Below are 22,505 nucleotides of genomic sequence, written 5' to 3' on the forward strand. Positions count from 1 at the left end.
GATGACGACGGCACACGAAGGCGACCTCGTTCTCGGCGCGCTCGGCTCCATGGGCACCCTGGTCGACAGCGCGGGCCTGACCCGGCTCGACCTGGAGGGCCCGCAGGTGCTGTGGCTGATCGCGGCGGGCAGCCTGGACCTGTTCGCGGTGGACGCCGTGCAGCAGGGCCACTGGCACCACCTCGGCCGCCTGGAGGCGGGCTCGCTCCTCCTGGGACCGGTGGCCGGACCCCAACACACCCTGGTCGCCCGCCCGTTGCGCGACTGCGTGGTCCACCGCATCGGCCTGCGCGAGCTCTACCAGACGGCCGACACCCAGACCTGGTCCTACGACGAGTACGGCAACGCGCAGTACGTCCCGCCGACGACGAGCCCGCTGGAGTACGCCCTGGCCCTCGGCGTCGGCCGCAGCCTGTCCGTCCTCTTCCAGGCGCCGATGGCCACCGAGCGAGCCGCCGCCCTGACCGACGACGACGTCTTCTGGATGCAAGTACCGCCGGGCAGCGTGCAGTACGGCTCGCTCTACGGCGCCGAAGCCGCCGCGGATCTGCTGATGGACCCGGGGGTCTGGCAGAGCATGGTCGATCAGCAGTACCGGCTGCTGACCACCCTGGACCGCTGGATCGAGCAGCTTGAGCGCACCCACGAGACCCGAACCGCCGCCGGTATCAAGGCCGGTGAGGCCGTTCGCGCCCAGGCCGACCGGACCCTGCTCGCCTCCATCGGCAAGTCCTCCAAGCGCACCACGGCCGCGGACGCCGACGCCTCGTACGCGGCCTGCGAGTTGGTGGCCCAGGCCGCCGGGATCACGCTGTCCGAGCCCGCGCGCGGCGGTACGGAGAGCGACCGGCTCGACCCCGTGGAGCAGGTGGCGATCGCCTCCCGGGTGCGGACCAGGGCCGTACGCCTGGACGGCCGTTGGTGGCGGGACAACGTCGGTCCGCTGGTGGGCCGCCGGGCCCTGTCCGGTGCGCCGGTCGCGCTGCTGTGGCGGCGCGGCGGCTATGTGGCCGTGCATCCGGCGACGGGCCGCGAGACGCCGATCGAGAAGGCGAACGCGGAGGAGTTCGAGCCGCGCGCGGTGATGTTCTACCGCCCGCTGCCCGATCACGGCCTCAGCCCCCTGAAGCTGCTGCGGTTCAGCATGCGGGGCACCGGCAACGACCTCACCAGCCTGCTCCTCGGCGGTCTGGTGACCGTCGCGATCGGCGCGCTGGTGCCGATCGCGACCGGCAAGGTGCTGGGCGAGTTCGTGCCGAAGGCGCAGACGCATCTGATCACGCAGGTCTGTCTGGCCGTGATGATGACCAGCGTGGTGGCGGCGGCCTTCATGCTGCTGGAGAACCTCACCATCCTGCGTCTGGAGGGCCGGATCGAGGCCACGCTCCAACCGGCGGTCTGGGACCGGCTGTTGCGGCTGCCGACGAAGTTCTTCACGGAGCGCTCGACCGGCGAACTGGCCAGCGCGGCCATGGGCATCAGCGCGATCCGCCGCATGATGGCGGGCATCGGGCCCGTCGTCGCCCAGTCGCTGACCATCGGCGCGATGAACCTGGGGCTGCTGTTCTGGTACAGCCCGTCGATGGCGCTGGCGGCGATCGGCATGCTCGTCGTCATCGCGGGGGCGTTCCTGGGTCTCGGCCTGTGGCAGGTGCGCTGGCAGCGCCGGTTGGTCGTCCTCAACAACAAGCTGAACAACCAGGCCTTCCAGACCCTGCGCGGCCTGCCGAAGCTGCGGGTGGCCGCCGCCGAGAACTACGCCTACGCGGCCTGGGCCTCGGAGTTCGCGCGCAGCCGGGAGCTCCAGCAGCGGGTCGGCCGGATCAAGAACCTCACGACGGTGATGGGCGCGGTCTATCTCCCCGTATGCACCCTGCTGATGTTCATGCTCCTCGCCGGTCCGGCGCGCGGGTCGATGTCGGCGGCGGCGTTCCTCACCTTCAACACCTCGGTGACCATGCTGCTGACCTCGGTCACCCAACTCACCGGCGCGTTCGTCTCGGTGGTGTCCGCGCTGCCGCTGTTCGAGGAGATCAAGCCGGTCCTCGACGCGACCCCGGAGGTGCGCACGGGGAGCACCCGCCCCGGTCCGCTGACGGGCGCGATCGAGACGCGCGGACTCTCCTTCCGGTACGCGGACGACGCGCCGCTGGTGCTGGACGACGTGTCCTTCGCGATCCGTCCGGGCGAGTTCGTGGCGATCGTCGGCCCCAGCGGCTGCGGCAAGTCGACGCTGCTGCGGCTGCTGATCGGCTTCGACAAGCCGGTGGCGGGCAATGTGCTCTACGACGGCCAGGATCTGGCGGCGCTCGACCAGTCGGCGGTGCGCCGGCAGTGCGGTGTGGTGCTCCAGCACGCGCAGCCGTTCACCGGCTCGATCATGGACGTCATCTGCGGCACCGAGCCGTACACGCCGGAGGAGGCCATGGCGGCGGCCGAGATGGCAGGGCTCGCCGAGGACATCAAACGGATGCCGATGGGACTGCACACGATCGTCTCGGGCAGCGGCTCGGTCTCCGGCGGCCAGCGCCAACGCCTCATGATCGCCCAGGCGTTGATCCGCCGGCCCCGGATCCTCTTCTTCGACGAGGCGACCAGCGCTCTCGACAACGAGACCCAACGGACGGTCATCGAGTCCACCAAGGCACTCAACGCCACCCGTGTCGTCATCGCCCACCGTCTGTCGACCGTGCTCGACGCCGACCGCGTCATCGTGATGGAGGACGGAAAGGTCGCCCAGCAGGGCCCGCCCGACCGGTTGCTCGCGGACACGGGCGGCCGGCTGCACGAGCTGGTGCGCCGGCAGCTGGCGTGAGGGCTCAGTCCAGGCCGGGCACGGGGGCTCCGGAGGGCACGCCGGCTTCGACGTATCCCGCGTAGAACTCCTTCCAGGAAGCGGTCGTCCGGGCGTGCGGCCCCTCGGACCGCTCGCCCCGCGCGGCCGCGTCGAGGGCGGCCAGGCAGACCTCCCAGCCGGCGGCGTTGCGGGCCGCGGTGTCGGCGGCTTCCAGGACGTCGGTGAGGGTGAAGCGGGTGCGCCTGTCGTCCAACGCCTCCAGATCGAAGCGCAGTTCGTCGCCGCCCCACGCGAAGGACAGGTGCCGGGGCGCGTCGACGGCGAGCACCCGGCCGGCGGACTCCGGCATGTTCGGATCGCCGCTGAAGGTGATGGTGCCACCGGGACGCAGCTCGATCTCCGCGCGGGAGGGGAACCACCGGGCAAGGTCGCCCGCGTCGGTCACGAGTTGCCAGACGTGTTCGACGGGGTGATCGTGAATGCGGCTGAAGCGGACGGCCGGACGGCCGTCGTCCAGCGTCAGATAGGTGCCGGTGAGCTCTGTGGCCATGGCGCGTTCCTTCCTCGACTGCCCTCTCGGGCAACTCCCGAAGCGAAACGTTGCCGTTTCGCAGAAAGTGGTCTAGCCTCGACGTGTACGAAACCGTTTCGTTTACGAGCTCTTTGCCCACACCTCCGAACGACTTTCCCTGGAGTGGTTCTCCATGTCCGAGAAGACCCTTACCGAGGGCTCCCACAAGGGAGCCGAGACGCAGGCGGGGACCGCCGCGTCGAACAACCACCGGTGGCGGATCCTCGCGGTCGTCGCCCTCGCACAGCTCATGGTGGTCCTCGACACCACCATCGTGAACATCGCCCTGCCGTCGGCCCAGGCCGACCTCGGCTTCAGCGACGGCAACCGGCAGTGGGTCGTCACCGCCTACGCTCTCGCGTTCGCGTCCTTGCTGCTGCTGGGTGGACGTATCGCCGACCTCTTCGGCCGCAAGACCGCGTTCCTGATCGGCATCGTCGGCTTCGCCGTCGCCTCCGCCCTGGGCGGCGCCGCCCAGGGCTTCGGCATGCTGGTCTTCGCCCGCGCCCTGCAGGGTGCCTTCGGCGCGCTGCTCGCACCGGCCGCGCTGTCGATCCTCAACACGACCTTCACCGACGCTCGCGAGCGAGCCAGGGCGTTCAGCGTCTACGGCGCCATCGCGGGTGCCGGTGGCGCGGTGGGCCTGCTGCTCGGCGGTCTGCTGACCGACGCGCTCGACTGGCGCTGGACGCTGTACGTGAACGTGGGGATCGCCTTCATCGCCTTCGCGGCCGGCTGGATGCTGCTGAGCAACCACCGCGACGCCGGAGGCTCCAAGCTCGACGTTCCGGGCACGGTCCTGGTGGCCGGCGGTCTGTTCTCGGTGGTCTACGGCTTCTCCAACGCCGAGACGCACGACTGGGGTTCGCCGCTCACCTGGGGCTTCCTGATCGCCGGCGGTGCGTTCCTGGCGGCCTTCGCCTGGTGGCAGACCCGGGCCGCGCACCCGCTGCTGCCGCTGCGCATCCTGCTCGACCGTGACCGCGGGGCCTCGTTCCTGGCCGTGCTGATCTCCGGCGGCGGCATGTTCGGTGTCTTCCTGTTCCTCACCTACTACCTCCAGCTCAACCTCGGTTTCAGCCCGACGAAGACCGGTGTGGCGTTCCTGCCGATGGTCGCGGCGCTGATGGTGGCGGCCCAGGTCGGCACCACGGTCCTGGTGCCGCGGATCGGCCCGAAGGTGATCGTCCCGCTGGGCTTCGTGATCGCCGCGATCGGCATGTCCTGGCTGGCCGGGATCGACACCGGGTCGACCTACGCCGGCGCGGTGGTGACGCCGCTGATCATCATCGGCTTCGGCCTCGGCCTGGTCATGCCGCCCACCATGCAGCTGGCCACCGGCGGCGTGGCGGCCGAGGACGCGGGTGTCGCCTCCGCCTCGGTCAACGCCATGCAGCAGGTGGGTGGTTCGGTCGGTACGGCGCTGCTGAACACACTCGCCGCGAGCGCCGCGAGCTCCTTCCTGGTCGGCAAGGACGCGACCAGCAAGCTGGTCCAGGCCGAAGCGACGATCGAGAGCTACACCACCGCGTTCTGGTGGTCGGCGGGCATGTTCGCGGTGGGTGCCGTGATCACCTTCCTGCTCTTCCGCCGCGGGGTGCCGCAGCAGGACGAGAACGCCGCCCCGGTCGTCCACATGTGATCACCCGCATCTGAGCCGCACGAGAACGAGGGGCCACCCGTCCGCAGGGAGACGAGTGGCCCCTCTTCGCGGTCAACCGTCAAGCGATTACCCCGCAATTCACCGGGTCGAGTGAACCGGGTCTTGCGGACCGCCGCCCAGGGATGGTCGGCGCGCTGCCGGGGTAACTACCGAGATCGAATGCGCCTGCCAGGTGGAGCGGACATGACGCCGGATGCCTACGACCGCGTCCCCGAACCCTCCGAGGGCACGGCCGCGGACCTCCTCGGTTCCGGGCCGCCCGCGGCGAACACGCACGCCCGGACCCGAACGGACGGTTCCTTCACCGTGGTCGAGGCGCTCGGCGAGATCGACCTGGCGACCGCCGAGGCCCTCGGCGAACATCTGGACGCGGCGACCTCGGGAGCCCGGCCGGACGTGCTGGTCGATCTGCGCGCCGTGGAGTTCTTCGACTGTTCCGGGCTGCGCGTCCTGTGCCGGGCCGAGGCCCGGGCCAGGGAGCGCGAGGGCCGGCTGCGGATCGTCTCCGACGCCGCGCGCCTGCACCGGCTGCTGGCCGGGGCCGGACTGCTGCGCCGCTTTCCACCGCTCCCCGGCCTGCCGGAAGGGCCCGAGGAGCGGACGTGAAAAAACCAGGGGCCGGCGGGCAGCCCCACACCGCCCGCCGACCCCTGGCGCGAGATCGCCGGGGTCCCCGCGTCCGGAGCTCGCACTCCCCATCCCGCGAGCCGCGTCACGTGAACGCGGAGACCACGCGACCCCGGTCTCAGAAGCTGAAGACGCTGCTCCCGTAGGAGGTCTTCACGCAGTCGTTGGCGAAGGTGCGCTCATAGGAGACGCGCCTGCCCTGCCAGACGCCGTCGACGGTGACGACGACGGGGTCGTACTCCCTGGTGCACAGCACGTCGTCTCTCGCCGCCAGCGCGTCGAGGTCCCCACCGACTCCGCGCAGTTCGGAGCAGGCCAGGGCAGCGGCCGGGTGCGTGCCCGACGCCGTCGGGGCGCAGGTCAGGGTGACCGCGCGCTGCGGGGCGGCGGTGGCGGAGCTGTCGCCGTGGGCGATGGTCAGCACCAGGGCCGAGGGGGCGTAGAGCGAGGCGGGGGCGGTGGTGGCCGGGGCGGCGAGCGCGGCTCCGGTGAGGGGGCCGCAGACGGCGGTGGCCGTGAGAGCGATGGTCGTTGCCCAGCGCGCGGTGTTCCGCATCGTGTGCATCCTTCCGCTGGTTTCGAGGGTGAGCCGGACCTCATCGGGTTGGTGCCGGACCGGCGAGCGCGAGTCTGCCGAGTCCGCCGCGGAAACACACCTCGACCCCATGCGTTTCAGTAACCTTGCGTGTTGAATCAGTGGCGCGAAGTTACGGTGTTCGAACTCATGAACCCCACAACCGCACGGTTCTTGATCGCCGGAAACAGTCAACTGGCCGATTTACCTGGCCTCGTTAATAGGCCTGAAACATTCCGATTGAGCTGTCGGCTGACTCCGCCGCGACCCCTTGTGTTCATGAAGGGGTGGAGTAATCGTCATTACATGATTACGACAGAGCAGCACGAGAAGGTGCGCGGTTGGTTCGCCGGCCGCATCCCCGACGACCTCTTCGAAGGACCGGTCGAGCTCACGGTCGACCGCGAGGAGATCACCGTCATCGGCCGCGTCCCCGAACCCGCGCTCGCCGAGGGCGCCTCGGCGGCCGAGCGGGAGGCGGCGATACAGGGCCGCGTCCAGGAATTCCGCGAGCGCACGCGCGAGACGCGGATCGAGGTGGCCCGCGAGGCCGAGCACCGGTTCCGCCGGAAGGTCTCCTGGGGCGTGGAGTGCGGCGGCGAGCGCGCGCTGTTCACGCACATCGCCGCGCCCGTCATGACCCGGCTGCGCCAGCCCGAGCGCCAGGTCCTCGACACCCTGATCGCGGGCGGGGTCGCCCGCAGCCGCAGCGAGGCCCTCGCCTGGTGCGTACGCCTGGTCGAGCGCCACACCGACGACTGGCTCGCCGAACTGCGGGACTCCCTCGAACACGTCCAGCGGGTCCGGGCCCAGGGCCCGGACGTCGAGGAGGTGAACGATTCGTCCACCAAGGACCCCGAAGATGGATGAAACGTCCACTGGTACGGGTGGCGCCCCCGGCCTTAACGTCGGCAGACGCCCGCCGGACGCCACCCGTCGACCCGCCCACCCCCAGCTCGTCGCCACGGCCGTCCGCCCCGCCCACCGCGCCGACCCCCGCGCTCCACGCCCTTAGGGCCTGTCGGGCGGATCATGTCGGCGTCGCGGGCCCTGGCACGCCCTCCCCCACTGCCTTAAAGGCGTGGGGGGACCCCCAGCCGCGTTGTCGTCACTCGCCGACTCCCCCACGCTCGGCTGCGCTCGCGCGGGGGGACCCCCATCGCGTCGACTCCCTCCTCCGCCTTGCAGCTGCACGCACCAGACCCCGCTCGACTCGGCCATGAGGCACCGCGCCTCACAGCCGGCCTGATCCGCCCGACAGGCCCTAGCCACGCCGGAGCCCACCTTGTCGTCCCCGCCCGCGAACTCCCCCTCCTCGCCGCCCCCTTCCCTCACCGAGGTGGAGACGCACGGCGTCGAGCGCATCCCCGACGCGGACCGCACCGCGACCCCGCTCGACCTCTTCCGGCTCGCGTTCGGCGGTGCCAACACCTTCTCCACCTGTGTGCTGGGCGCCTTCCCGATCCTGTTCGGGCTCTCCTTCTGGCAGGGCCTCGCGGCCACCCTCCTCGGGGTCGTCGCGGGCGCGCTGATCCTGTGCCCGATGGCCGTGTTCGGCCCGGTCAACGGCACCAACAACGCCGTCTCCTCCTCCGCCCACCTCGGCGTGCACGGGCGCGTGGTGGGCTCCTTCCTGTCCCTCCTGACAGCGATCGCCTTCTTCTCCATCTCGGTGTGGAGCTCGGGCGACGCCCTGGTGGGCGGCGCGCACCGGCTGTTCGGCCTGGCCCGCAGCGACCTCTCCTACGTCGTCGCGTACGCGCTGTTCGCCGTACTGGTCCTCGCGGTGTGCGTGTACGGCTTCCGGTTCATGCTGTTCGTCAACAAGGTCGCGGTCACCTCGGCGACGGTGCTGTTCCTGGTCGGCGCGTTCGCGTTCGCCGGCGACTTCGACCCGTCGTACGCCGGTGTCTTCACGGACTCGGCGGACGCGGCGACCCAGTCGTTGTTCTGGCCGTCGTTCATCGGCGCGGCCCTGATCGTGCTGTCGAACCCGGTGTCGTTCGGGGCGTTCCTCGGTGACTGGTCGCGTTACATCCCGGCGAGCACCCCGCGCCGCCGGGTGGTCGGCGCCGCGTTCCTGTCGCAGATCGCGACGCTGGTGCCGTTCCTCTTCGGCCTGACGACCGCGAGCATCATCGCGGCCAAGGCCCCGAAGTACGTCGACCCGGCGGCCCCCGACTTCGTGGGCGGACTGCTCGCGATCTCGCCGACCTGGTACTTCCTGCCGGTGTGTCTGCTCGCCCTGATCGGCGGCATGTCGACAGGGACGACCGCGCTGTACGGGACCGGCCTGGACTTCTCGTCGGTGTTCCCGCGCCTCTCGCGCGTGCAGGCGACCGTGCTGGTGGGCGTGTTGTCGATCGCGTTCATCTTCATCGGCCGGTTCGGCTTCAACCTGGTCCAGTCGATCTCGACCTTCGCCACGATGATCATCACCTGCACCACGCCGTGGATGGTCGTGATGATGCTGGGCTTCTTCACCCGGCGCGGCTGGTACGACCCGGACGCGCTCCAGGTCTTCAACCGCCGTCAGCGCGGCGGCCGTTACTGGTTCGCGCACGGCTGGAACTGGCGGGGCATGACCGCCTGGTGGGTCTCCGCCGTCATCGGCGTGCTCTTCACCAACATCCCGGGCCAGTTCGTGGGACCGCTCGGCGATCTGGCCGACGGCGTCGACATCAGCCTGCCGCTGTCCCTGGTGGTGGCCGCGGTGCTGTTCCTGTCGCTGCTGCGCCTCTTCCCCGAACCCCGGGCGGTCTACGGGCCCGAGGGCGCGCGGCTGGCGCGGACCGTCGAGGTGCCGGTGCCGCCGATCACCGGTCCCGGCGCGCAAGCCGACGAGGGGGCGTTGTCAGACCCCTCCGCTACGTTGCGGGCATGACTCGATTCGTGTTGGTGGCGGGCGCCTGGCTGGGTGCGTGGGCATGGGACGAGGTCGCGGACGAGCTGCGCGCGGCCGGTGACGAGGTCCATCCCCTGACCCTGACGGGACTGGCCGAGAAGCAGGGGATTCCGGCGGGGCAGCAGACACACGTCCAGGACATCGTGGACGCGGTCGAGCGGCTCGACCTGCGCGAGGTGGTCCTGGTCGGACACAGCTACGCGGGTGTGCCCGTCGGCCAGGCCGCCGAACGGATCGCGGACCGGCTGCGCAGAGTCGTGTACGTGGACGCGAACATCCCCACCGACGGGGAGTCCTTCCTGGACGACTGGCCCAGCGACCACGTCCGCAAGTCGATCGACGAGCACGACGGCTTCTGGCCACCGCTCGACGCCGACGACTACGCCGGGCAGGGCCTCACGGACGAGCAGATCGCCCGGATCCTCGCCGACGGCACCCCGCACCCCGGCGCCACGCTCACCGAGCCGGCCGTGCTGACCGGCTCTCCCGGTGACCTGCCCTCCACGTACGTGAAGTGCCTTCTGGACGGTGAGGAACCGCCGCCGTCCGTGGCCGAGTTGCTGCGCGGTGAGCGGTGGGAACTGGTGAACGTGGACACCGGTCACTGGCCGATGTTCTCCCGGCCGGCCGAACTGGCCCGGATCCTGCACGAGTCGGGCGCCGCGCGCTGACGCCCGCCAACCGCTGACGCCCGCCCCGGGTCTCGGACCTGCGCCTACCCGCCAGTATCGTTCGGGTGCAGCGCGTTCTCAGCGACGAGAGGCGGGATGGACCCATGGGCAAGCACTGGGCGGACTTCCAGTACGAGATCTATCTCAACGGGATGTCGGGGGCCGTGCCGCGGCTGCCCACCGACCTCACCCGCCTGGAGGAGATCACCGAGCAGCGGCTCGGCCCCGGCCCGGTCGGCTATGTGGCGGGCAGCGCCGGTGACGGCAGCACCGCGCGGGCGAACCGGGCCGCGCTGGAGCGGCGCCGGATCCTGCCGCGCATGCTGCGGGACGTGCACGAGCGGGACCTGTCGGTCGAGGTGCTCGGCCGCGCCCTGCCCGCGCCACTGGCCCTGGCGCCGGTCGGCGTGCTGTCGATCATGCACCCCGACGCCGAGTCGGCGGCCGCCCGGGCCGCCGCCGCGCAGGGCGTGCCGTTCATCCTGTCCTCCGCGTCCAGCACGCCCATGGAGCAGGTCGCCGAGGCGATGGGGGACGCCGAGCGCTGGTTCCAGCTGTACTGGCCGAGGGACCCGGAGGTGGCCCGGAGTTTCCTGAGCCGGGCGAAGGCGGCCGGGTTCACCGCGCTGGTCGTCACGCTGGACACCCCGCTGCTGGCCTGGCGCCCGCGCGATCTCGACCAGGCCTACCTGCCGTTCCTGCACGGCGTGGGCACCGCCAACTACTTCTCCGACCCGGCGTTCCAGGCAGGCCTCGCCAAGCCGGTCGCCGAGGACCCGAACGCGGCGGTGATGCACTTCGTCGGCATGTTCTCCGACCCCGGAAAGACCTGGCCCGACTTGGCGTTCCTGCGCGAGAACTGGGAGGGCCCGATCGTCCTCAAGGGCATCCTGCACCCCGACGACGCCCGGCACGCCGCCGATGCCGGAATGGACGGCGTGATCGTCTCCAACCACGGGGGCCGGCAGGTGGCCGGGTCCGTGGCGGCGGCCGACGCCCTGCCCCGGGTGGTCGAGGCGGTCGGCGACCGGCTGACCGTCCTCTTCGACAGCGGCGTCCGCACCGGCGACGACGTCTTCAAGGCCCTCGCGCTCGGGGCACGGGCGGTGCTCGTGGGGCGGCCCTACGTCTACGGGCTCGGCCTCGACGGACAGGCGGGCGTCGAGCACGTGATCCGCTGCCTGCTCGCCGAGTTGGACCTCACCCTCGCCCTCACCGGGCATGCCACGCCCGGCACGATCGGCGCCGCCGACCTGGTCGAGGGACCCGCCTGAGCCACCCCACTCCCCCCTACGCCCTCCGGCGGTTCAGCTCCGCCGGCTGCTGCGCGGGCGGTTCCTCGGTCCTCGTGACCGCGAGCGAGCTGGGGCTCGCCGTGGTCGGCGCGTCGCTCACCCAGCGCTGCCCCGCGGAGCGGTCCCGCACCTTGAGGACGATGTCGGCGCCCGGGTCGTCGGTGGTGGCGGCAAGGGCGAGCTGGTCGTCCCAGCGGGGCACCACCTCCCCCTGCACGGTGAAGTCGTAGCGGACGTCATCACCGCGCTTGGCCTTCTCGTCGGCGCAGGTGCCGAGGACGACCACTCCGGCGTCCACGTGCGAGTCCAGGCACAGATCGGGTTCGGCCGCGCTGCGCACGAGCCCGTCCTCGTCGTACGACCACTGCTGGGTCCGGACGTCGGAACAGGCCGCCAGTTCGGCCCCGGCGCCGGCCCGTACCGTGCCCTTGATGTCGAGGCAGAGGTCGGCCGCCACGTTGCGCAGCCTGGACCGGCCGCCGGCCGTGGGGAGTTTGGCGGTACCCGGGGACGACTGGGTCCCGGCGCTCGGTGACGTGCCGTCGCTCGCGCTGGTGGAGGCGGCCGGGTCGACGCCGCTGTCATGGGACCACATTCCGGCGGCGACCAGCGCCACGATCACCCCGGCCGAGACGACCCCCACGCCGGTCATGAGGGTGCGCGAGGACCGCGGTGATCCCGGCGGGCGGCGCAGCGGCAGGGAGATGCGGGGCAGGACCCGGTGGCGTCCGCCACCGTGCCGGCCGACGCTGCGCGCGCCGCGGGACTCCCCCGGCGTACGCCCGGGGCGCGACTCCACGTAGCGGCGGGCACCCCAGCCCAGTACCGCCTCGGCCAGGAGCACCCCCAACCCGCCCTCGAATTGGCCCAGTTGTTCGGCTGCGAAACGGCAGTAGCGGCACACCGACAGATGCTGCTGGACATCCGGCAGCAGTGTGCCGCCCCGGCGCAGCGAAACATCCAGGAGGCGACTGTAGTAGCTGCATTCCTTGGACGGGGCGAGTTCCCGATGGGCATGTACACAACCCTCGCGGAGTTTTTCCCGCGCCTGTTCGAGTGCCGCCGACGCGCTGTCGGTATCCATGCCGAGCAGTCCGGCGGGAACGGAAATCGGCTCCGCCTCGACCTCGGTGTGCCACAGCAAACAGCGGGCGAGTCCGGGAAGAGCGTGAAATGAACGCTCCGCCAGCTTGCGGTTATCGGGCGTCAGTGACTTGGCGTCACGCATACCGCGCCCGCCGGCGGGTTTCTGCAACTGCGGCAGAACCGCGGATATTCGGTCCTCGGCGGACCACACCCGGGCCGTGTCCCGCACGGCCAGCAGAATCCGGGGACGCAGCGCGACGCCGGGCTCGCCCAGCGCCAGCCGGTCGAGCACCTGGTGGAAGGCGGCCGAGGTCACCATGGAGACGACATCACCCGAGGACGCGAGGCAGATCGACCCGTAGTCGTGGGCCGCCGGCCAGTGCCGCGCCATGAGCAGCGCGACGGAATGGGTGACCTCACCGTCGGGACGGCCGCCGAGCATGGCGGCGAGGTTCTCGTCGGATTCTCCGGGAACCCCGCCGGGCGGCGGGTAAGGGGGCTGAGGGGGGTGGGGGGTGGACACGGAGCGGATTCCTTCCCACACATGGGGCACGTGAGCGGTGACCGCCGAAAGGCCCCCTGTGGTGCATACCTTCTGGACGGCGAGCACGAGGAGCGTGAAATTCAGCTACGTCCGTCCGACCCGGATCCCCATAGGTCGAACGAAGCCCGGCCAATACCCCCCGCACAGGTGGTTCACCCTCGCACAACACACTCATCACCAACAAGGCACTTGGGCAACATCGGCCTCATTGATCGGAAGTCTGATACGGCGGCAACTCGGTTCGTGTTCGCCACCATTCCGCATTCCATGCGCCCCGTGTGAAACACATGCACGCGCCGGAGCGCCACGCGCGCTCCCCGCGCGGTGCGCCCGCGTAGTCAGATGGGACCCGGCCCTTCTCGGAGGCCCGGCGCGGAACGGCGGCTCTCCCGCGCCCGTCCGGGCCGCCGACCTTGTTCCTCCCGCCCTCGGTCGGCGGCCCCGGGACCGAACACCTCGGAGCCACGCCTCGGATCTTCGCGGCCCGCTCTCCGCGTCCCGGTCTCCGCGGCTCGGACCCGGGCTCAGATCTGCCAGGAGCGCAGCCGGTCGGCCGCGCCGTAGACGTCGGTCTTGCCGGAGATCAGATCGCGGGCCAGATCGACGAGCGCGCCGTAGGGCGGGTCGATACCGACGTCGCTGACGAACATGTAGGCCACGGCCGTCGCGCACGCGAAGCGGGCGTTGGCCGACGGCAAGGGCTTGAGCAGGGCCAGCGTGTGCAGCAGTGCGGCGGCCCGCCAGGCGGGGTCGGAGTCCGTGCCGAGGCGGGGCGGATCGACCCGGTGGCGGGCGACGGCGGCGACCAGGGCGGAGAAGTCGTTGATCGTGGGCTGCTCGGGCAGAACCTCTTCGTGCCGCTGGAGCAGCCAGGGCACGTCGATGTGGATGACGGATGCCATCGCTCAGGCGACCCGCCCCTCGCCGGCCGAGGGTGGTTCGTCGTCGGGGAAGGCGGCGGCGAACTCGTCGGCGTGCGTGGCGAAGAACCGCCGGAACGCCTCCGCGCCCTCCTGCAGTGCGCGGTGCCTGGCGATGTCGGCCGCGGCCGCCTCGCGCACGAGCGCCTTCATCGACGTACCGCGTTCCTTGGCGATCTGCCTCAGATCCTCTAGTTCACGATCGCTGAACTCCACATTCAGAGCTGGCATGCGCATACGGTACCGCCGGGGTACTCGATCGTAAATATGACCAGCTCACAGAGCCTGCGGCAAGGTACCGTCAAGAGCTGTCCCGGTGTGAGGACCACGTCCGAATCCCGCCGGTAACGGGCCGCTCGGCGCAGCAGACTTGAGCCATGGAAACGACGTACAGGACCATCGACAGCCCGCTCGGGGAACTGCTGCTCGTGGGCGACGGCTCGCGGCTCACCTCGCTGTCCATGCCGGGGCAGCGGAACGCGCCCGCCGTCCGCGCGGAGTGGCGCGGGGACGACACCGCGTTCGGCGAGGCCGCCCGGCAGCTCGCCGACTACTTCGCCGGCCGCCGCACCCGCTTCGCGCTCGAACTCGCCCCCACGGGAACGGAGTTCCAGCAGCGGGTGTGGCAGGCCCTGGACGACATCCCGTACGGCGACACGACGACGTACGGGCGGCTCGCCGAGCGGCTCGGTGTGCCGCGCGCCGAGATCCGGGCCGTGGGTGCGGCGGTGGGCGCCAACCCGCTGCTGCTCGTCCGCCCCTGCCACCGCGTGATCGGCGCGGACGGCACGATGCGCGGTTACGCGGGCGGGGTCGAGCGCAAGGTGCGGCTGCTCACGCACGAGGGCGCGCTGCAGCCGACCCTGCTGTGACGGGAGGAGACGCCATGCCCCTCACCCCTGCTCGGGCCCGCGACCGCGTGGCCGACACCGACTGGGCCGCACTCACCGCCGAGTTGGACGTGTACGGCAGCGCGCCGACCGGGCCCCTGCTGACGCCCGCCGAGTGCGGTGACCTGGCCGCGCTGTACGAGAAGCCGGAGTTGTTCCGGACCACCGTCGACATGGCACGGCACCGGTTCGGCTCCGGCGAGTACCGGTACTTCACCCACGAACTGCCGCCTCCGGTGGCCGCCTTGCGCGCCGCTCTCTACCCGCGGTTGCTGCCGGTCGCCCGTGACTGGGCGGCCCGGCTCGGTCGTCCGGCACCCTGGCCGGACGACCTGGAGGAGTGGCTGGAGGTGTGCCACGCGGCCGGTCAGGACCGGTCGGCGCAGATCCTGCTGCACTACACGGAGGGCGACTGGAACGCCCTCCACCGGGACGTGTTCGGCGACCTGGTCTTCCCGCTCCAGGTCGTCGTCGGCCTGGACGCGTACGGCTCCGACTACACCGGCGGCGAGTTCCTGATGGTGGAGCAACGAGCACGGGCCCAGTCCCGAGGCACGGCGACCGCGCTGCGGCAGGGCCACGGGTTGGTGTTCACCACGCGGGATCGGCCGGTGCGCGGTAGCCGTGGCTGGTCGGCCGGAGCGATGCGGCACGGAGTCAGCACCGTTCGCTCCGGACGTCGGCGGGCGTTGGGCATCGTCTTCCACGACGCGGCCTGAACCACGCTGCCGAAAGTGCCGCGTCACGTGGGCCTACACGGTCCACAAACCCTTCCTGCGGTAACCCCCCTCCCAGAACAACCGGTTGAGGACGCGGACCGGGGGCGGCATGGCGTTCAGGAACGCCGCTCGGTCGGATTCCGGGGCGCCGTCGACCACCCAGGGCACGAACACCGCGGCACCGCGCAGGCCTTGGGTCTCTCGGATGCGGCCGGTGAAGGCGGCCCAGTCGGCGGTGGTCAGCACGTCCTGCATCAGCGGGAGCGCGCTGTCCTCCTCGTGCTTGAGGTGGTCGTCGAGCGTGGCCGTCAACGCCCGCACCAGGTCAGGCAGTTCAGGTGCCTGGTCCCGCAGTGCCGTGTCCACGGCGGCGAGCAGCGGGTCGATGCGGGAGTGCTCGGCCTCCATGTCGTCGAGCAGGGTCAGATCGCGCGGGCGCCCGGCCACACGGTCCCGCACGCGCGGCCACAGGCCGCTGTCCTCGGCTGTGTGGTGGACGTGCAGTTGATGGGTGAAGTTGTCCCAACCCGCGCGCACTCCGGGAGTGTTCGCCCGGCCGTCGGCCACGGCCTGTCCCAGGCGCTCCAGGTCACGCCGGAAGGCGTCGTGGGAGGCGTACATGGCGGTGAAATCGATCTTTTCCGTACGGGTCTCGGTCATCAGGCGGCCTCTTCCAGTTCGGGTTCGGTGACGGGCAGGGCATGCGGGTTGGCGGACGGGCCGCGGTAGCGGTGCACGGCGAGACAGGCGAGCGCTCCGGCCAGCAGGACGGCGGCGGACACGTACACGGCCGGGCCCATCGCGTCGACGAAGCCGTGGCCGAAGACCTGGCCACCGAGGGCGCGCATCCGCTCGGCGACGTCCTGCGGGACCCCCTGTGGAGTGCCCGCCTGCTGCTGGGCGCTCACGTCCGCCTCGGCCCGCGAGAAGGCGCCGACGAAGGAGTCGCGGTAGGCGGCAGGCAGCCCGCCGGCGCTCTCGCGGGCCCGGTCGGTCAGTGCGGAGGAGAGCTGGGCCTGGAGCACGGCGCCTACGACCGCGCCCGCGAGCACCGAACCGACCTGGCGCAGCGCGTTGGTCACGCCGGATGCCGCTCCGGCCAGGGCGGCCGGGACGCCGCGCATGACCTCGGCGGCCATGGGGGCGAAGGTGCAGCCGACGCCGAGGCCGGTGAGCAGGAGCGGGAAGGCGATGCTCGGCCAGTTCGAGCCGACGTCCGCGACGGACACCACCCACACCAGTCCCCCGGCCCAGGCGAGCAACCCGCCCATCAGGATGAACTTGCCGCCGATCCGGTCCGCGAGCGCCCCGGCAGGACCCGCCGTCACGAACGAGCCGAGGGCCACGGGCAGCAGGACCAGGCCGGACTTGAGGGCGCTGTAGCCGAGAACGGACTGCAGGTAGATCGTCAGCGGCAGGAACATGCCGACCACGCCGAACGACACCGTGACGCCGACGAAGTTGATCAGGGTGAAGTTGCGGTCGCGGAAGAGCGAGAACGGGACCAGGGGTTCCTCGGTCTGCTGGCCGCGCTCGTGCAGCAGGAACGCGGCGAAGAAGACTCCGGCCAGCACGAACAGGCCCCAGATCCAGCGGTTCCAGTCGTAGCGCTGACCTTCCGTGAGACCGAAGGCCAGGCAGAACAGGGCCGTCGAGGCGAGCGCCACACCGAGACCGTCGAGGCGGTGGCGGACCGTGCGCCGGCCGGCCGGGATGATCGTGGCCGTCAGCAGCAGGACGAGAGCGCCCAGCGGCAGGTTGACGAAGAAGATCCACCGCCAGCTGAGGTGGGTGATCAGGGCGCCCCCGAGAATGGGCCCGAGGGCGCCGGAGACCCCGGCGACCGTGCCCCAGATGCCCATCGCCACACCGCGCCGCTCGGCCGGGAACACCTCGGCGATGATCGACAGGGTCTGGGGCATCAACAGCGCCGCGCCCAGGCCCTGTACGGCACGGAAGGCGACGAGCTGGGTCGGGTCCTGGGCCAGGCCGCAGGCGAGGCTCGCCAGGGTGAACACGGCGACTCCGGCGGCGAACAGGTTGCGTTTGCCGCGCAGGTCGCCGAGGCGACCGCCGGTGATCAGCAGGACGGCCAGCGCCAGGGTGTAGGCGTTGACGACCCAGAGGATCTCGTCGAGGGACGCGTCCAGATCCGCGCCCAGGTCGGGGATCGCGATGTTCACGATCGTCAGGTCGAGGAGGGTCATGAAGAACCCGAGAGAGAGGGTGATCAGGATCGCCCATGGGTTGCCGTGCCACTTCTTGAACACGATGTCGACTCCCTTGCGTCAGACTCGCGTTCAAGAGGGCGGGCCGGTCGCCGAGTGTGACGCGCCGCCCTTTCCGTGAGGCATAGGTCACATTCGGGCCGTCCGCTGTCACATTCCGACCCCCTGCGCCCCTCGCAGTAGTGAGCGCGTCAGCGGGGAGGCCCATCTATGTCCGAAACCCATGTCACCGACGAGGCGACCGATGCCTTCATGGACCATCGGGAGCTGCTGTTCGGCCTCGTCTACAACATGCTCGGCAGCGTCGCGGACACCGAGGACGTCCTGCAGGAGACCTGGCTGTCGTGGTCGGGCCGGGGCGCCGACGGGATCACCAACCCCCGCGCCTACCTGGTCCGCATCGCCGTCAACCACGCCCTGCAGCGCCGGACCACGATCACCCGCCGCCGGGAGACGTACGTCGGCCCGTGGCTGCCGGAGCCGCTGGTCGGGGACGACGCGGGCGCCGACGACCCGGCCCTGCGCACCGAGTCCGTGTCGCTGGCGATGCTGGTGGTTTTGGAGTCCCTGACCCCGCTGGAACGCGCGGTGTTCGTGCTCAACGAGGTGTTCGGCTACCCGCACACCGAGATCGCGGACATCATCGACCGGACCCCGGCGGCCGTACGGCAGTTGGCGCACCGCGCGCGGGCCCATGTGCATGCCCGGCGACCGCTGTACCGGGCGCATCCGCGGGTACGGCGGGAGGCGACCGAACGATTCGTGCGGGCCGCGCTCGGCGGGGATCTCGCCGCGTTGATGGAGATCCTCGCGCCCGACGTCACGGTCTGGACGGACGGCGGCGGCAACCGCAAGCCCGCGGGGCTGCGGCCGGTGCACGGCCGGGACAAGGCGGCCCGCCTCATCACGAAGTTCGGGTCCCGGCGCGATCCGCGGGGCCTGGACCTGCGCTACCGCCGCGTCAACGGCGACGACGCCGTCGTGCTGTTCGAGGGCGACGCCGCGTACGCGGTGATGGTCATGGACCTCACCGACGAGGGCGACCGGATCAACGGGGTCTACATCGTCACCAATCCCGACAAGCTCACGCACGTGATCAAGGACGAGAAGAACGACGGGGACGCGAAGGACGGGGAGGAAGCGTGACCACGACTCGGGAGGCGTCGAACACCCAGGAGGCGTCGAAGGGCGAGCGGGTCGCCGACTGGCTGGACGGCCGCCTCGGCATCCACACCCTGGGCCGGAAGTACCTGCGCAAGGTGTTTCCGGACCACTGGTCGTTCCTGCTCGGCGAGATCTGCCTGTACAGCTTCGTCGTGCTGATCCTGACCGGCGTCTACCTCACCCTCTTCTTCCACCCCTCCATGAACGAGGTGACGTACCACGGCAGTTACGTCCCACTCAACGGCGTCCGCATGTCCGAGGCCTACGCCTCCACGCTCGACATCAGCTTCGACGTGCGCGGCGGTCTGCTGATCCGGCAACTGCACCACTGGGCGGCGCTGATCTTCGTCGCGGCGATGCTCACGCACATGATGCGGCACTTCTTCACCGGCTCGTTCCGCAAGCCGCGCGAGCTCAACTGGGTCTTCGGCTGGACCCTGTTGTTCCTCGGCCTGTTCGAGGGCCTGATGGGCTACTCGCTGCCGGACGACCTGCTGTCGGGCACGGGCCTCAGGTTCGTCAACGGCGCGCTGCTGTCGGTCCCGATCGTCGGGACGTATCTGTCGATGTTCCTGTTCGGCGGCGAGTTCCCCGGCCACGACATCGTGCCGCGCTTCTACTCGCTGCACGTCCTGCTGATCCCCGGGGTCATGGCCGCGCTGGTGGTGGTGCACATCCTGCTGGTCGTCTACCACAAGCACACCCAGTTCGCGGGCCCGGGCAAGACCGAACGCAACGTCGTCGGCACGCCGTTCATGCCGGTCTACCTGGCCAAGGCGGGCGGCTTCTTCTTCCTGGTCTTCGGCGGCCTCACCCTCATCGCGGCCGTGGCGGCCATCAACCCGGTCTGGGTGTACGGCCCCTTCCGCCCCGACCAGGTCTCCACGGGCGCCCAGCCCGACTGGTATCTGGGCTTCGCGGAGGGCCTGGTACGGGTGATGCCTGGCTGGGAGATCACGCTGTGGGGGCACACCCTGGTGCTCGGCGTACTGATCCCCGTCGTGGTCTTCCCGCTCCTCCTCGTCTTCATCGGCGTCTATCCGTTCCTGGAGTCCCGGCTCACCGGCGACAAGCGGGAGCACCACCTCCTGGACCGGCCGCGCAACCGCCCCACCCGCACGGCGATCGGCGCGGCCTGGATCAGCGTCTACCTGATCCTGCTGGCGGGCGGCGGCAACGACATCGTCGCCACCCGCCTCCATCTGTCGATCAACACGGTCACCTGGACCGTGCGCATCGCGGTGTTCGTCCTGCCGGCCGTCGTCTTCGTCGCCACCCGCCGGATCTGCCTGGGGCTCCAACTCCGGGACCGGGAGCTGGTGTTGCACGGCCGGGAGACGGGTCTGATCAAGCGGCTGCCGCACGGTGAGTACGTCGAGGTGCACCAGCCGCTGGACCAGGCCCGCCTGCACACTCTCACCGCCCATGAGCGCCCGGGGGAGCTCGTGGGCGGTGAGGCCCACCCGGATCGGGCGGGCACGGATCACGTCGGCCCGGATCAGCTCAGCCTTGATCGGCGACGAAGGACGCCATCCGGACGAGGGCCGCGTTCCAGTTGATCGCGGTCTCGTTGGTGGACCAGGACTGGATGTCGTCGATGTAGCAGAACTGGCCGACACAGCCCTGGAGTCTGCTCTGTGCGTAGGGGTCCTGGATGGAGGAGTTCGGGCCGCCGGCGAGGGTGCCCCGCGGCGGGTTCGGGAGGTTCGGGTCCAGCTCGTGGGCGTACCAACGGCTGTGCTGATTGTGGGAGTTGGCCTCGCCGTAGCCGGTGACGTACGACATGTTCAGCGCGTTGCGGCCGAGGATGTAGTCCATGCTCTGCACCGCGCCGTCGCGGTACTTCGAGGCGCCGGTGAGGTCGTAGGCGGTGCCGAGGACGACCGCGTTGTTGAGGATCTGGTGGCTTGAGCCCCAGTCGTAGAGGTTGTCGGGCGGGGCGTACGGCATGCCGTAGGGCTGGGACTTGAGCGTGGACAGATAGCCGTCGGCGCCCTTGACGACCGACGCGCGCACCTTGTCCCGGCCGGGCAGCCGACTCGGCACGGTCGCGAGGTCGAGGCGTCCGGCGGCGGCCGTGCGGCCCCAGTCGAAACCGAGGCTGCCGAAGATGTCGGCCGTGTGGACCGGGGAGTTGAGGACGTAGTCCCTGAACTCCCTGTCCCCGGTGGTGAGATACAGCTCCGCCGCCGCCCAGTAGAACTCGTCGGTCGCGTTCGTGTCGGGGTAGGCGCCGCCGCCGGTGCCGTCGCTCTCGGAGGCGTACATGGCGGGATGGGCCAGGGCCGCCGACCACGCCGTGCGGGCCGCCGCGAGAGCCTTCGCCGCGAACGCGCGGTCGTAGGGGCGGTACAGCCGGGCCGCCTGGGCCGCCGTCGCCGCCAGGTTCAGGGTCGCCTGGGTGGACGGCGGATGCAGCTCGCGCTTCTGCGGGTCCTCGCTCGGCAGCAGGGGCAGGCCCGTCCACTGTTCGTCATGGATCTTGTGATGGGCCATGCCGGCCAGCGGCTGCCCCTCCGGCACCTGCATCTTCAGCAGGAACTCCAGCTCCCAGCGCGCCTCGTCGAGCACGTCCGGCACCTTGTTGCCACTCTCCGGGAGAGCGAGGGTGCCGTCACCGAGCCGGCCGGGATGCCCGGTGCGGGCCAGCAGCGAGCGCTCGTACGTGCTCAGCAACTCCCAGGTGGCGATGCCGCCGTTGACCACGTACTTGCCGTGGTCGCCCGCGTCGTACCAGCCGCCGGTGACGTCGAGGGTGTAGTCGCAGACGCCGGGTTGGCAGGGGACGTTGTAATCCCCCTGGTTCGGCGCCGAGTTGAGATGCCCGGCGGCGCGTCCGTACCCCGGGCGCAGATCGTCGCGGATCGCGGTGCCGCTGCGCTGCGTGTAGTAGTACTTCACCGCGTCGACCCGCAGTTGCTCGTAGGCGCTCGTGCCGATGTCGAACGGCCGGCTCGTCTCCCCGTCGGCGACGAGCGTGAAGCCCGTGCCCGGCCTGCGGTAGGTGCCGAAGTCGATCGAGTGGACGTTCTGCCCGGAGGAGACGTCGACCCCGCGGGGCACACTCCAGCCCTTGGCGACCGTGGTCCCAACGGCGTTCTTCAGCTGCCACGGCACCTTCGCCGTCGCGTCGGTCACCAGCGTGGCGTTCTTCGGACCCGAGGGCAGATAGGCGACCTGGTTGACGCGCACCCGCGGTCCGGTGTCCGGCTCGTACACCTCGGGCGGGACACCGCCGAGCAACGACACGTCGTCCATGCAGAACTTCCAGGCGTCGGCACTCCCCCCGGCCTGGAAGGCGACCTGCCCCTGAGTGGTGTCGACGGGCGAGGTGAAGGTGTACGCGTAGGTGTCACCGGAGACGCTCAGCTCCGGGCTCACCTCGAAGTACGTGTCGTACGGCGCCGCTTGGAGCCCTACGATCGCCCGCACCACGTGTCCGGTGGGCGAACCGCTCGCGGTGAAGGCGAACTTGTACGACTCGCCCTTGACGAGGGTGAGGTCGTTCTGGCCGACGGCGGCGTCCCAGCGGTTGGTGGTGCCGCCGGGTACGTCCGCGCAGAGCTGTCCGCCGGACAGGCCCGCGGTGACGTTGCTCGTCGTCCACCAGGGCTCGGTGGTGGTGTCGAAGGTGCCGTTCTTGAGCTGCTCGACCTCGTCGGCGGCGGCCGGACCGGCCGGCACCGCGGTGAGCAGGGCTCCCAGTAGGGCCGTCAGGGTCAGCAGGGCGGTTCTGCGTCGTTTCACGTCTGGGCTCCTCGGGCGGAGGTGCGGGTGACGCTCGCCATCGCTCGGAATGGGAGCGCTCCCAGATGCGGACGCGGTTCATGTTGTTCGCGTCATGACACATC

Annotated in this window: 19 protein-coding genes; 11 read left to right on the forward strand and 8 right to left on the reverse strand. The window is 70.7% G+C overall.

All coding sequences use genetic code 11. The annotated features are described in order from the left end of the window. The first annotated feature begins 1 nt into the window (after position 1). Positions 2–2,815 carry an NHLP bacteriocin export ABC transporter permease/ATPase subunit gene (locus tag ACIQI8_RS02400; RefSeq protein WP_402343795.1) on the forward strand — a complete coding sequence of 938 codons (2,814 nt, stop codon included), beginning with the start codon at positions 2–4 and terminating at the stop codon, positions 2,813–2,815. Between the two features lie 4 nt (positions 2,816–2,819). Here ACIQI8_RS02400 and ACIQI8_RS02405 read toward each other — a convergent pair whose 3' ends face one another. Further along, on the reverse strand, positions 2,820–3,347 hold the full coding sequence (locus ACIQI8_RS02405) for an SRPBCC family protein (RefSeq protein WP_402343798.1): 528 nt from the start codon (positions 3,345–3,347) through the stop codon (positions 2,820–2,822). 154 nt (positions 3,348–3,501) lie between these two features. Between ACIQI8_RS02405 and ACIQI8_RS02410 the strand changes: the two genes are divergently transcribed. After that, positions 3,502–5,010, forward strand: coding sequence for an MFS transporter (locus ACIQI8_RS02410; protein ID WP_402343801.1), 1,509 nt, complete (start codon positions 3,502–3,504; stop codon positions 5,008–5,010). Positions 5,011–5,214: 204 nt separating this feature from the next. Next, positions 5,215–5,637, forward strand: a complete 423-nt coding sequence (locus ACIQI8_RS02415) for an anti-sigma factor antagonist (protein WP_402343804.1) — start codon at positions 5,215–5,217, stop codon at positions 5,635–5,637. A 139-nt stretch (positions 5,638–5,776) separates the two neighbouring features. On the opposite strand, the gene ACIQI8_RS02420 is transcribed toward ACIQI8_RS02415, so the two are convergent. Beyond that, positions 5,777–6,214, reverse strand: a complete 438-nt coding sequence (locus tag ACIQI8_RS02420) for a protease inhibitor (protein WP_402343807.1) — start codon at positions 6,212–6,214, stop codon at positions 5,777–5,779. A 324-nt stretch (positions 6,215–6,538) separates the two neighbouring features. On the opposite strand from ACIQI8_RS02420, the gene ACIQI8_RS02425 reads away from it, so the two are divergent. The 4 genes from ACIQI8_RS02425 (at position 6,539) to ACIQI8_RS02440 (ending at position 11,082) form a co-directional block, all read left to right on the forward strand. Further along, positions 6,539–7,102, forward strand: coding sequence for a hypothetical protein (locus tag ACIQI8_RS02425; protein WP_402343810.1), 564 nt, complete (start codon positions 6,539–6,541; stop codon positions 7,100–7,102). A 415-nt stretch (positions 7,103–7,517) separates the two neighbouring features. Then, positions 7,518–9,116 (forward strand): purine-cytosine permease family protein, encoded by a 1,599-nt coding sequence (locus tag ACIQI8_RS02430; RefSeq protein WP_402343813.1) that lies wholly within the window; start codon positions 7,518–7,520, stop codon positions 9,114–9,116. Further along, positions 9,113–9,808, forward strand: a complete 696-nt coding sequence (locus ACIQI8_RS02435; RefSeq protein WP_402343816.1) for an alpha/beta fold hydrolase — start codon at positions 9,113–9,115, stop codon at positions 9,806–9,808. Before ACIQI8_RS02430 ends, ACIQI8_RS02435 begins: the two co-directional genes overlap by 4 nt. Before the next feature lie 104 nt (positions 9,809–9,912). Next, the gene (locus ACIQI8_RS02440) at positions 9,913–11,082 is read left to right on the forward strand and encodes a lactate 2-monooxygenase (RefSeq protein WP_402343819.1); all 1,170 of its coding nucleotides are present in this window, start codon (positions 9,913–9,915) and stop codon (positions 11,080–11,082) included. Between the two features lie 16 nt (positions 11,083–11,098). Here the strand turns inward: ACIQI8_RS02440 and ACIQI8_RS02445 are convergent, their stop codons facing one another. The 3 genes from ACIQI8_RS02445 to ACIQI8_RS02455 form a co-directional block, all read right to left on the reverse strand. Continuing rightward, positions 11,099–12,712, reverse strand: a complete 1,614-nt coding sequence (locus tag ACIQI8_RS02445) for an RICIN domain-containing protein (RefSeq protein ID WP_402343822.1) — start codon at positions 12,710–12,712, stop codon at positions 11,099–11,101. A 545-nt stretch (positions 12,713–13,257) separates the two neighbouring features. After that, a complete protein-coding gene (locus tag ACIQI8_RS02450; RefSeq protein WP_402343825.1) occupies positions 13,258–13,635 on the reverse strand; it encodes a toxin Doc in 378 nt (125 codons plus the stop codon). A 3-nt stretch (positions 13,636–13,638) separates the two neighbouring features. Beyond that, positions 13,639–13,884 (reverse strand): hypothetical protein, encoded by a 246-nt coding sequence (locus ACIQI8_RS02455; RefSeq protein ID WP_402343827.1) that lies wholly within the window; start codon positions 13,882–13,884, stop codon positions 13,639–13,641. 146 nt (positions 13,885–14,030) lie between these two features. Here ACIQI8_RS02455 and ACIQI8_RS02460 point away from each other — a divergent pair, with 146 nt between their 5' ends. Continuing rightward, on the forward strand, positions 14,031–14,525 hold the full coding sequence (locus ACIQI8_RS02460; RefSeq protein ID WP_402343830.1) for a methylated-DNA--[protein]-cysteine S-methyltransferase: 495 nt from the start codon (positions 14,031–14,033) through the stop codon (positions 14,523–14,525). A gap of 14 nt (positions 14,526–14,539) precedes the next feature. Further along, positions 14,540–15,262 carry a 2OG-Fe(II) oxygenase gene (locus ACIQI8_RS02465; RefSeq protein WP_402343833.1) on the forward strand — a complete coding sequence of 241 codons (723 nt, stop codon included), beginning with the start codon at positions 14,540–14,542 and terminating at the stop codon, positions 15,260–15,262. Positions 15,263–15,295: 33 nt separating this feature from the next. Here the strand turns inward: ACIQI8_RS02465 and ACIQI8_RS02470 are convergent, their stop codons facing one another. Continuing rightward, a complete protein-coding gene (locus ACIQI8_RS02470) occupies positions 15,296–15,922 on the reverse strand; it encodes a hemerythrin domain-containing protein (RefSeq protein WP_402343836.1) in 627 nt (208 codons plus the stop codon). Then, a complete protein-coding gene (locus tag ACIQI8_RS02475) occupies positions 15,922–17,532 on the reverse strand; it encodes an MFS transporter (RefSeq protein ID WP_402343839.1) in 1,611 nt (536 codons plus the stop codon). Before ACIQI8_RS02475 ends, ACIQI8_RS02470 begins: the two co-directional genes overlap by 1 nt. Before the next feature lie 168 nt (positions 17,533–17,700). On the opposite strand from ACIQI8_RS02475, the gene sigJ reads away from it, so the two are divergent. Together sigJ and ACIQI8_RS02485 are read left to right on the forward strand one after the other, a co-directional pair. Beyond that, a complete protein-coding gene (gene sigJ, locus ACIQI8_RS02480; protein ID WP_402343842.1) occupies positions 17,701–18,636 on the forward strand; it encodes an RNA polymerase sigma factor SigJ in 936 nt (311 codons plus the stop codon). Continuing rightward, positions 18,633–20,213: a cytochrome bc complex cytochrome b subunit gene (locus ACIQI8_RS02485; RefSeq protein WP_402343845.1), complete on the forward strand. Its 1,581-nt coding sequence runs from the start codon at positions 18,633–18,635 to the stop codon at positions 20,211–20,213. The genes sigJ and ACIQI8_RS02485 overlap by 4 nt, the downstream gene beginning before the upstream one ends. On the opposite strand, the gene ACIQI8_RS02490 is transcribed toward ACIQI8_RS02485, so the two are convergent. After that, positions 20,158–22,401, reverse strand: coding sequence for a glycoside hydrolase family 9 protein (locus tag ACIQI8_RS02490; protein ID WP_402343848.1), 2,244 nt, complete (start codon positions 22,399–22,401; stop codon positions 20,158–20,160). The two genes, ACIQI8_RS02485 and ACIQI8_RS02490, sit on opposite strands and share 56 nt — an antisense overlap. Between the last annotated feature and the right edge of the window lie 104 nt (positions 22,402–22,505).

The organism is Streptomyces sp. NPDC092369 (assembly GCF_044755245.1).
Lineage (GTDB): Bacteria > Actinomycetota > Actinomycetes > Streptomycetales > Streptomycetaceae > Streptomyces.

Excerpts from the sequence above, each read along its gene's own strand:
- ACIQI8_RS02400 (WP_402343795.1), top strand. The coding sequence starts at position 2 with ATGACGACGGCACACGAAGGCGACCTCGTTCTCGGCGCGCTCGGCTCC.
- ACIQI8_RS02405 (WP_402343798.1), bottom strand. The coding sequence starts at position 3,347 with ATGGCCACAGAGCTCACCGGCACCTATCTGACGCTGGACGACGGCCGT.
- ACIQI8_RS02410 (WP_402343801.1), top strand. The coding sequence starts at position 3,502 with ATGTCCGAGAAGACCCTTACCGAGGGCTCCCACAAGGGAGCCGAGACG.
- ACIQI8_RS02415 (WP_402343804.1), top strand. The coding sequence starts at position 5,215 with ATGACGCCGGATGCCTACGACCGCGTCCCCGAACCCTCCGAGGGCACG.
- ACIQI8_RS02420 (WP_402343807.1), bottom strand. The coding sequence starts at position 6,214 with ATGCGGAACACCGCGCGCTGGGCAACGACCATCGCTCTCACGGCCACC.
- ACIQI8_RS02425 (WP_402343810.1), top strand. The coding sequence starts at position 6,539 with ATGATTACGACAGAGCAGCACGAGAAGGTGCGCGGTTGGTTCGCCGGC.
- ACIQI8_RS02435 (WP_402343816.1), top strand. The coding sequence starts at position 9,113 with ATGACTCGATTCGTGTTGGTGGCGGGCGCCTGGCTGGGTGCGTGGGCA.
- ACIQI8_RS02440 (WP_402343819.1), top strand. The coding sequence starts at position 9,913 with ATGGGCAAGCACTGGGCGGACTTCCAGTACGAGATCTATCTCAACGGG.
- ACIQI8_RS02450 (WP_402343825.1), bottom strand. The coding sequence starts at position 13,635 with ATGGCATCCGTCATCCACATCGACGTGCCCTGGCTGCTCCAGCGGCAC.
- ACIQI8_RS02455 (WP_402343827.1), bottom strand. The coding sequence starts at position 13,884 with ATGCCAGCTCTGAATGTGGAGTTCAGCGATCGTGAACTAGAGGATCTG.
- ACIQI8_RS02460 (WP_402343830.1), top strand. The coding sequence starts at position 14,031 with ATGGAAACGACGTACAGGACCATCGACAGCCCGCTCGGGGAACTGCTG.
- ACIQI8_RS02465 (WP_402343833.1), top strand. The coding sequence starts at position 14,540 with ATGCCCCTCACCCCTGCTCGGGCCCGCGACCGCGTGGCCGACACCGAC.
- ACIQI8_RS02470 (WP_402343836.1), bottom strand. The coding sequence starts at position 15,922 with ATGACCGAGACCCGTACGGAAAAGATCGATTTCACCGCCATGTACGCC.
- sigJ (WP_402343842.1), top strand. The coding sequence starts at position 17,701 with ATGTCCGAAACCCATGTCACCGACGAGGCGACCGATGCCTTCATGGAC.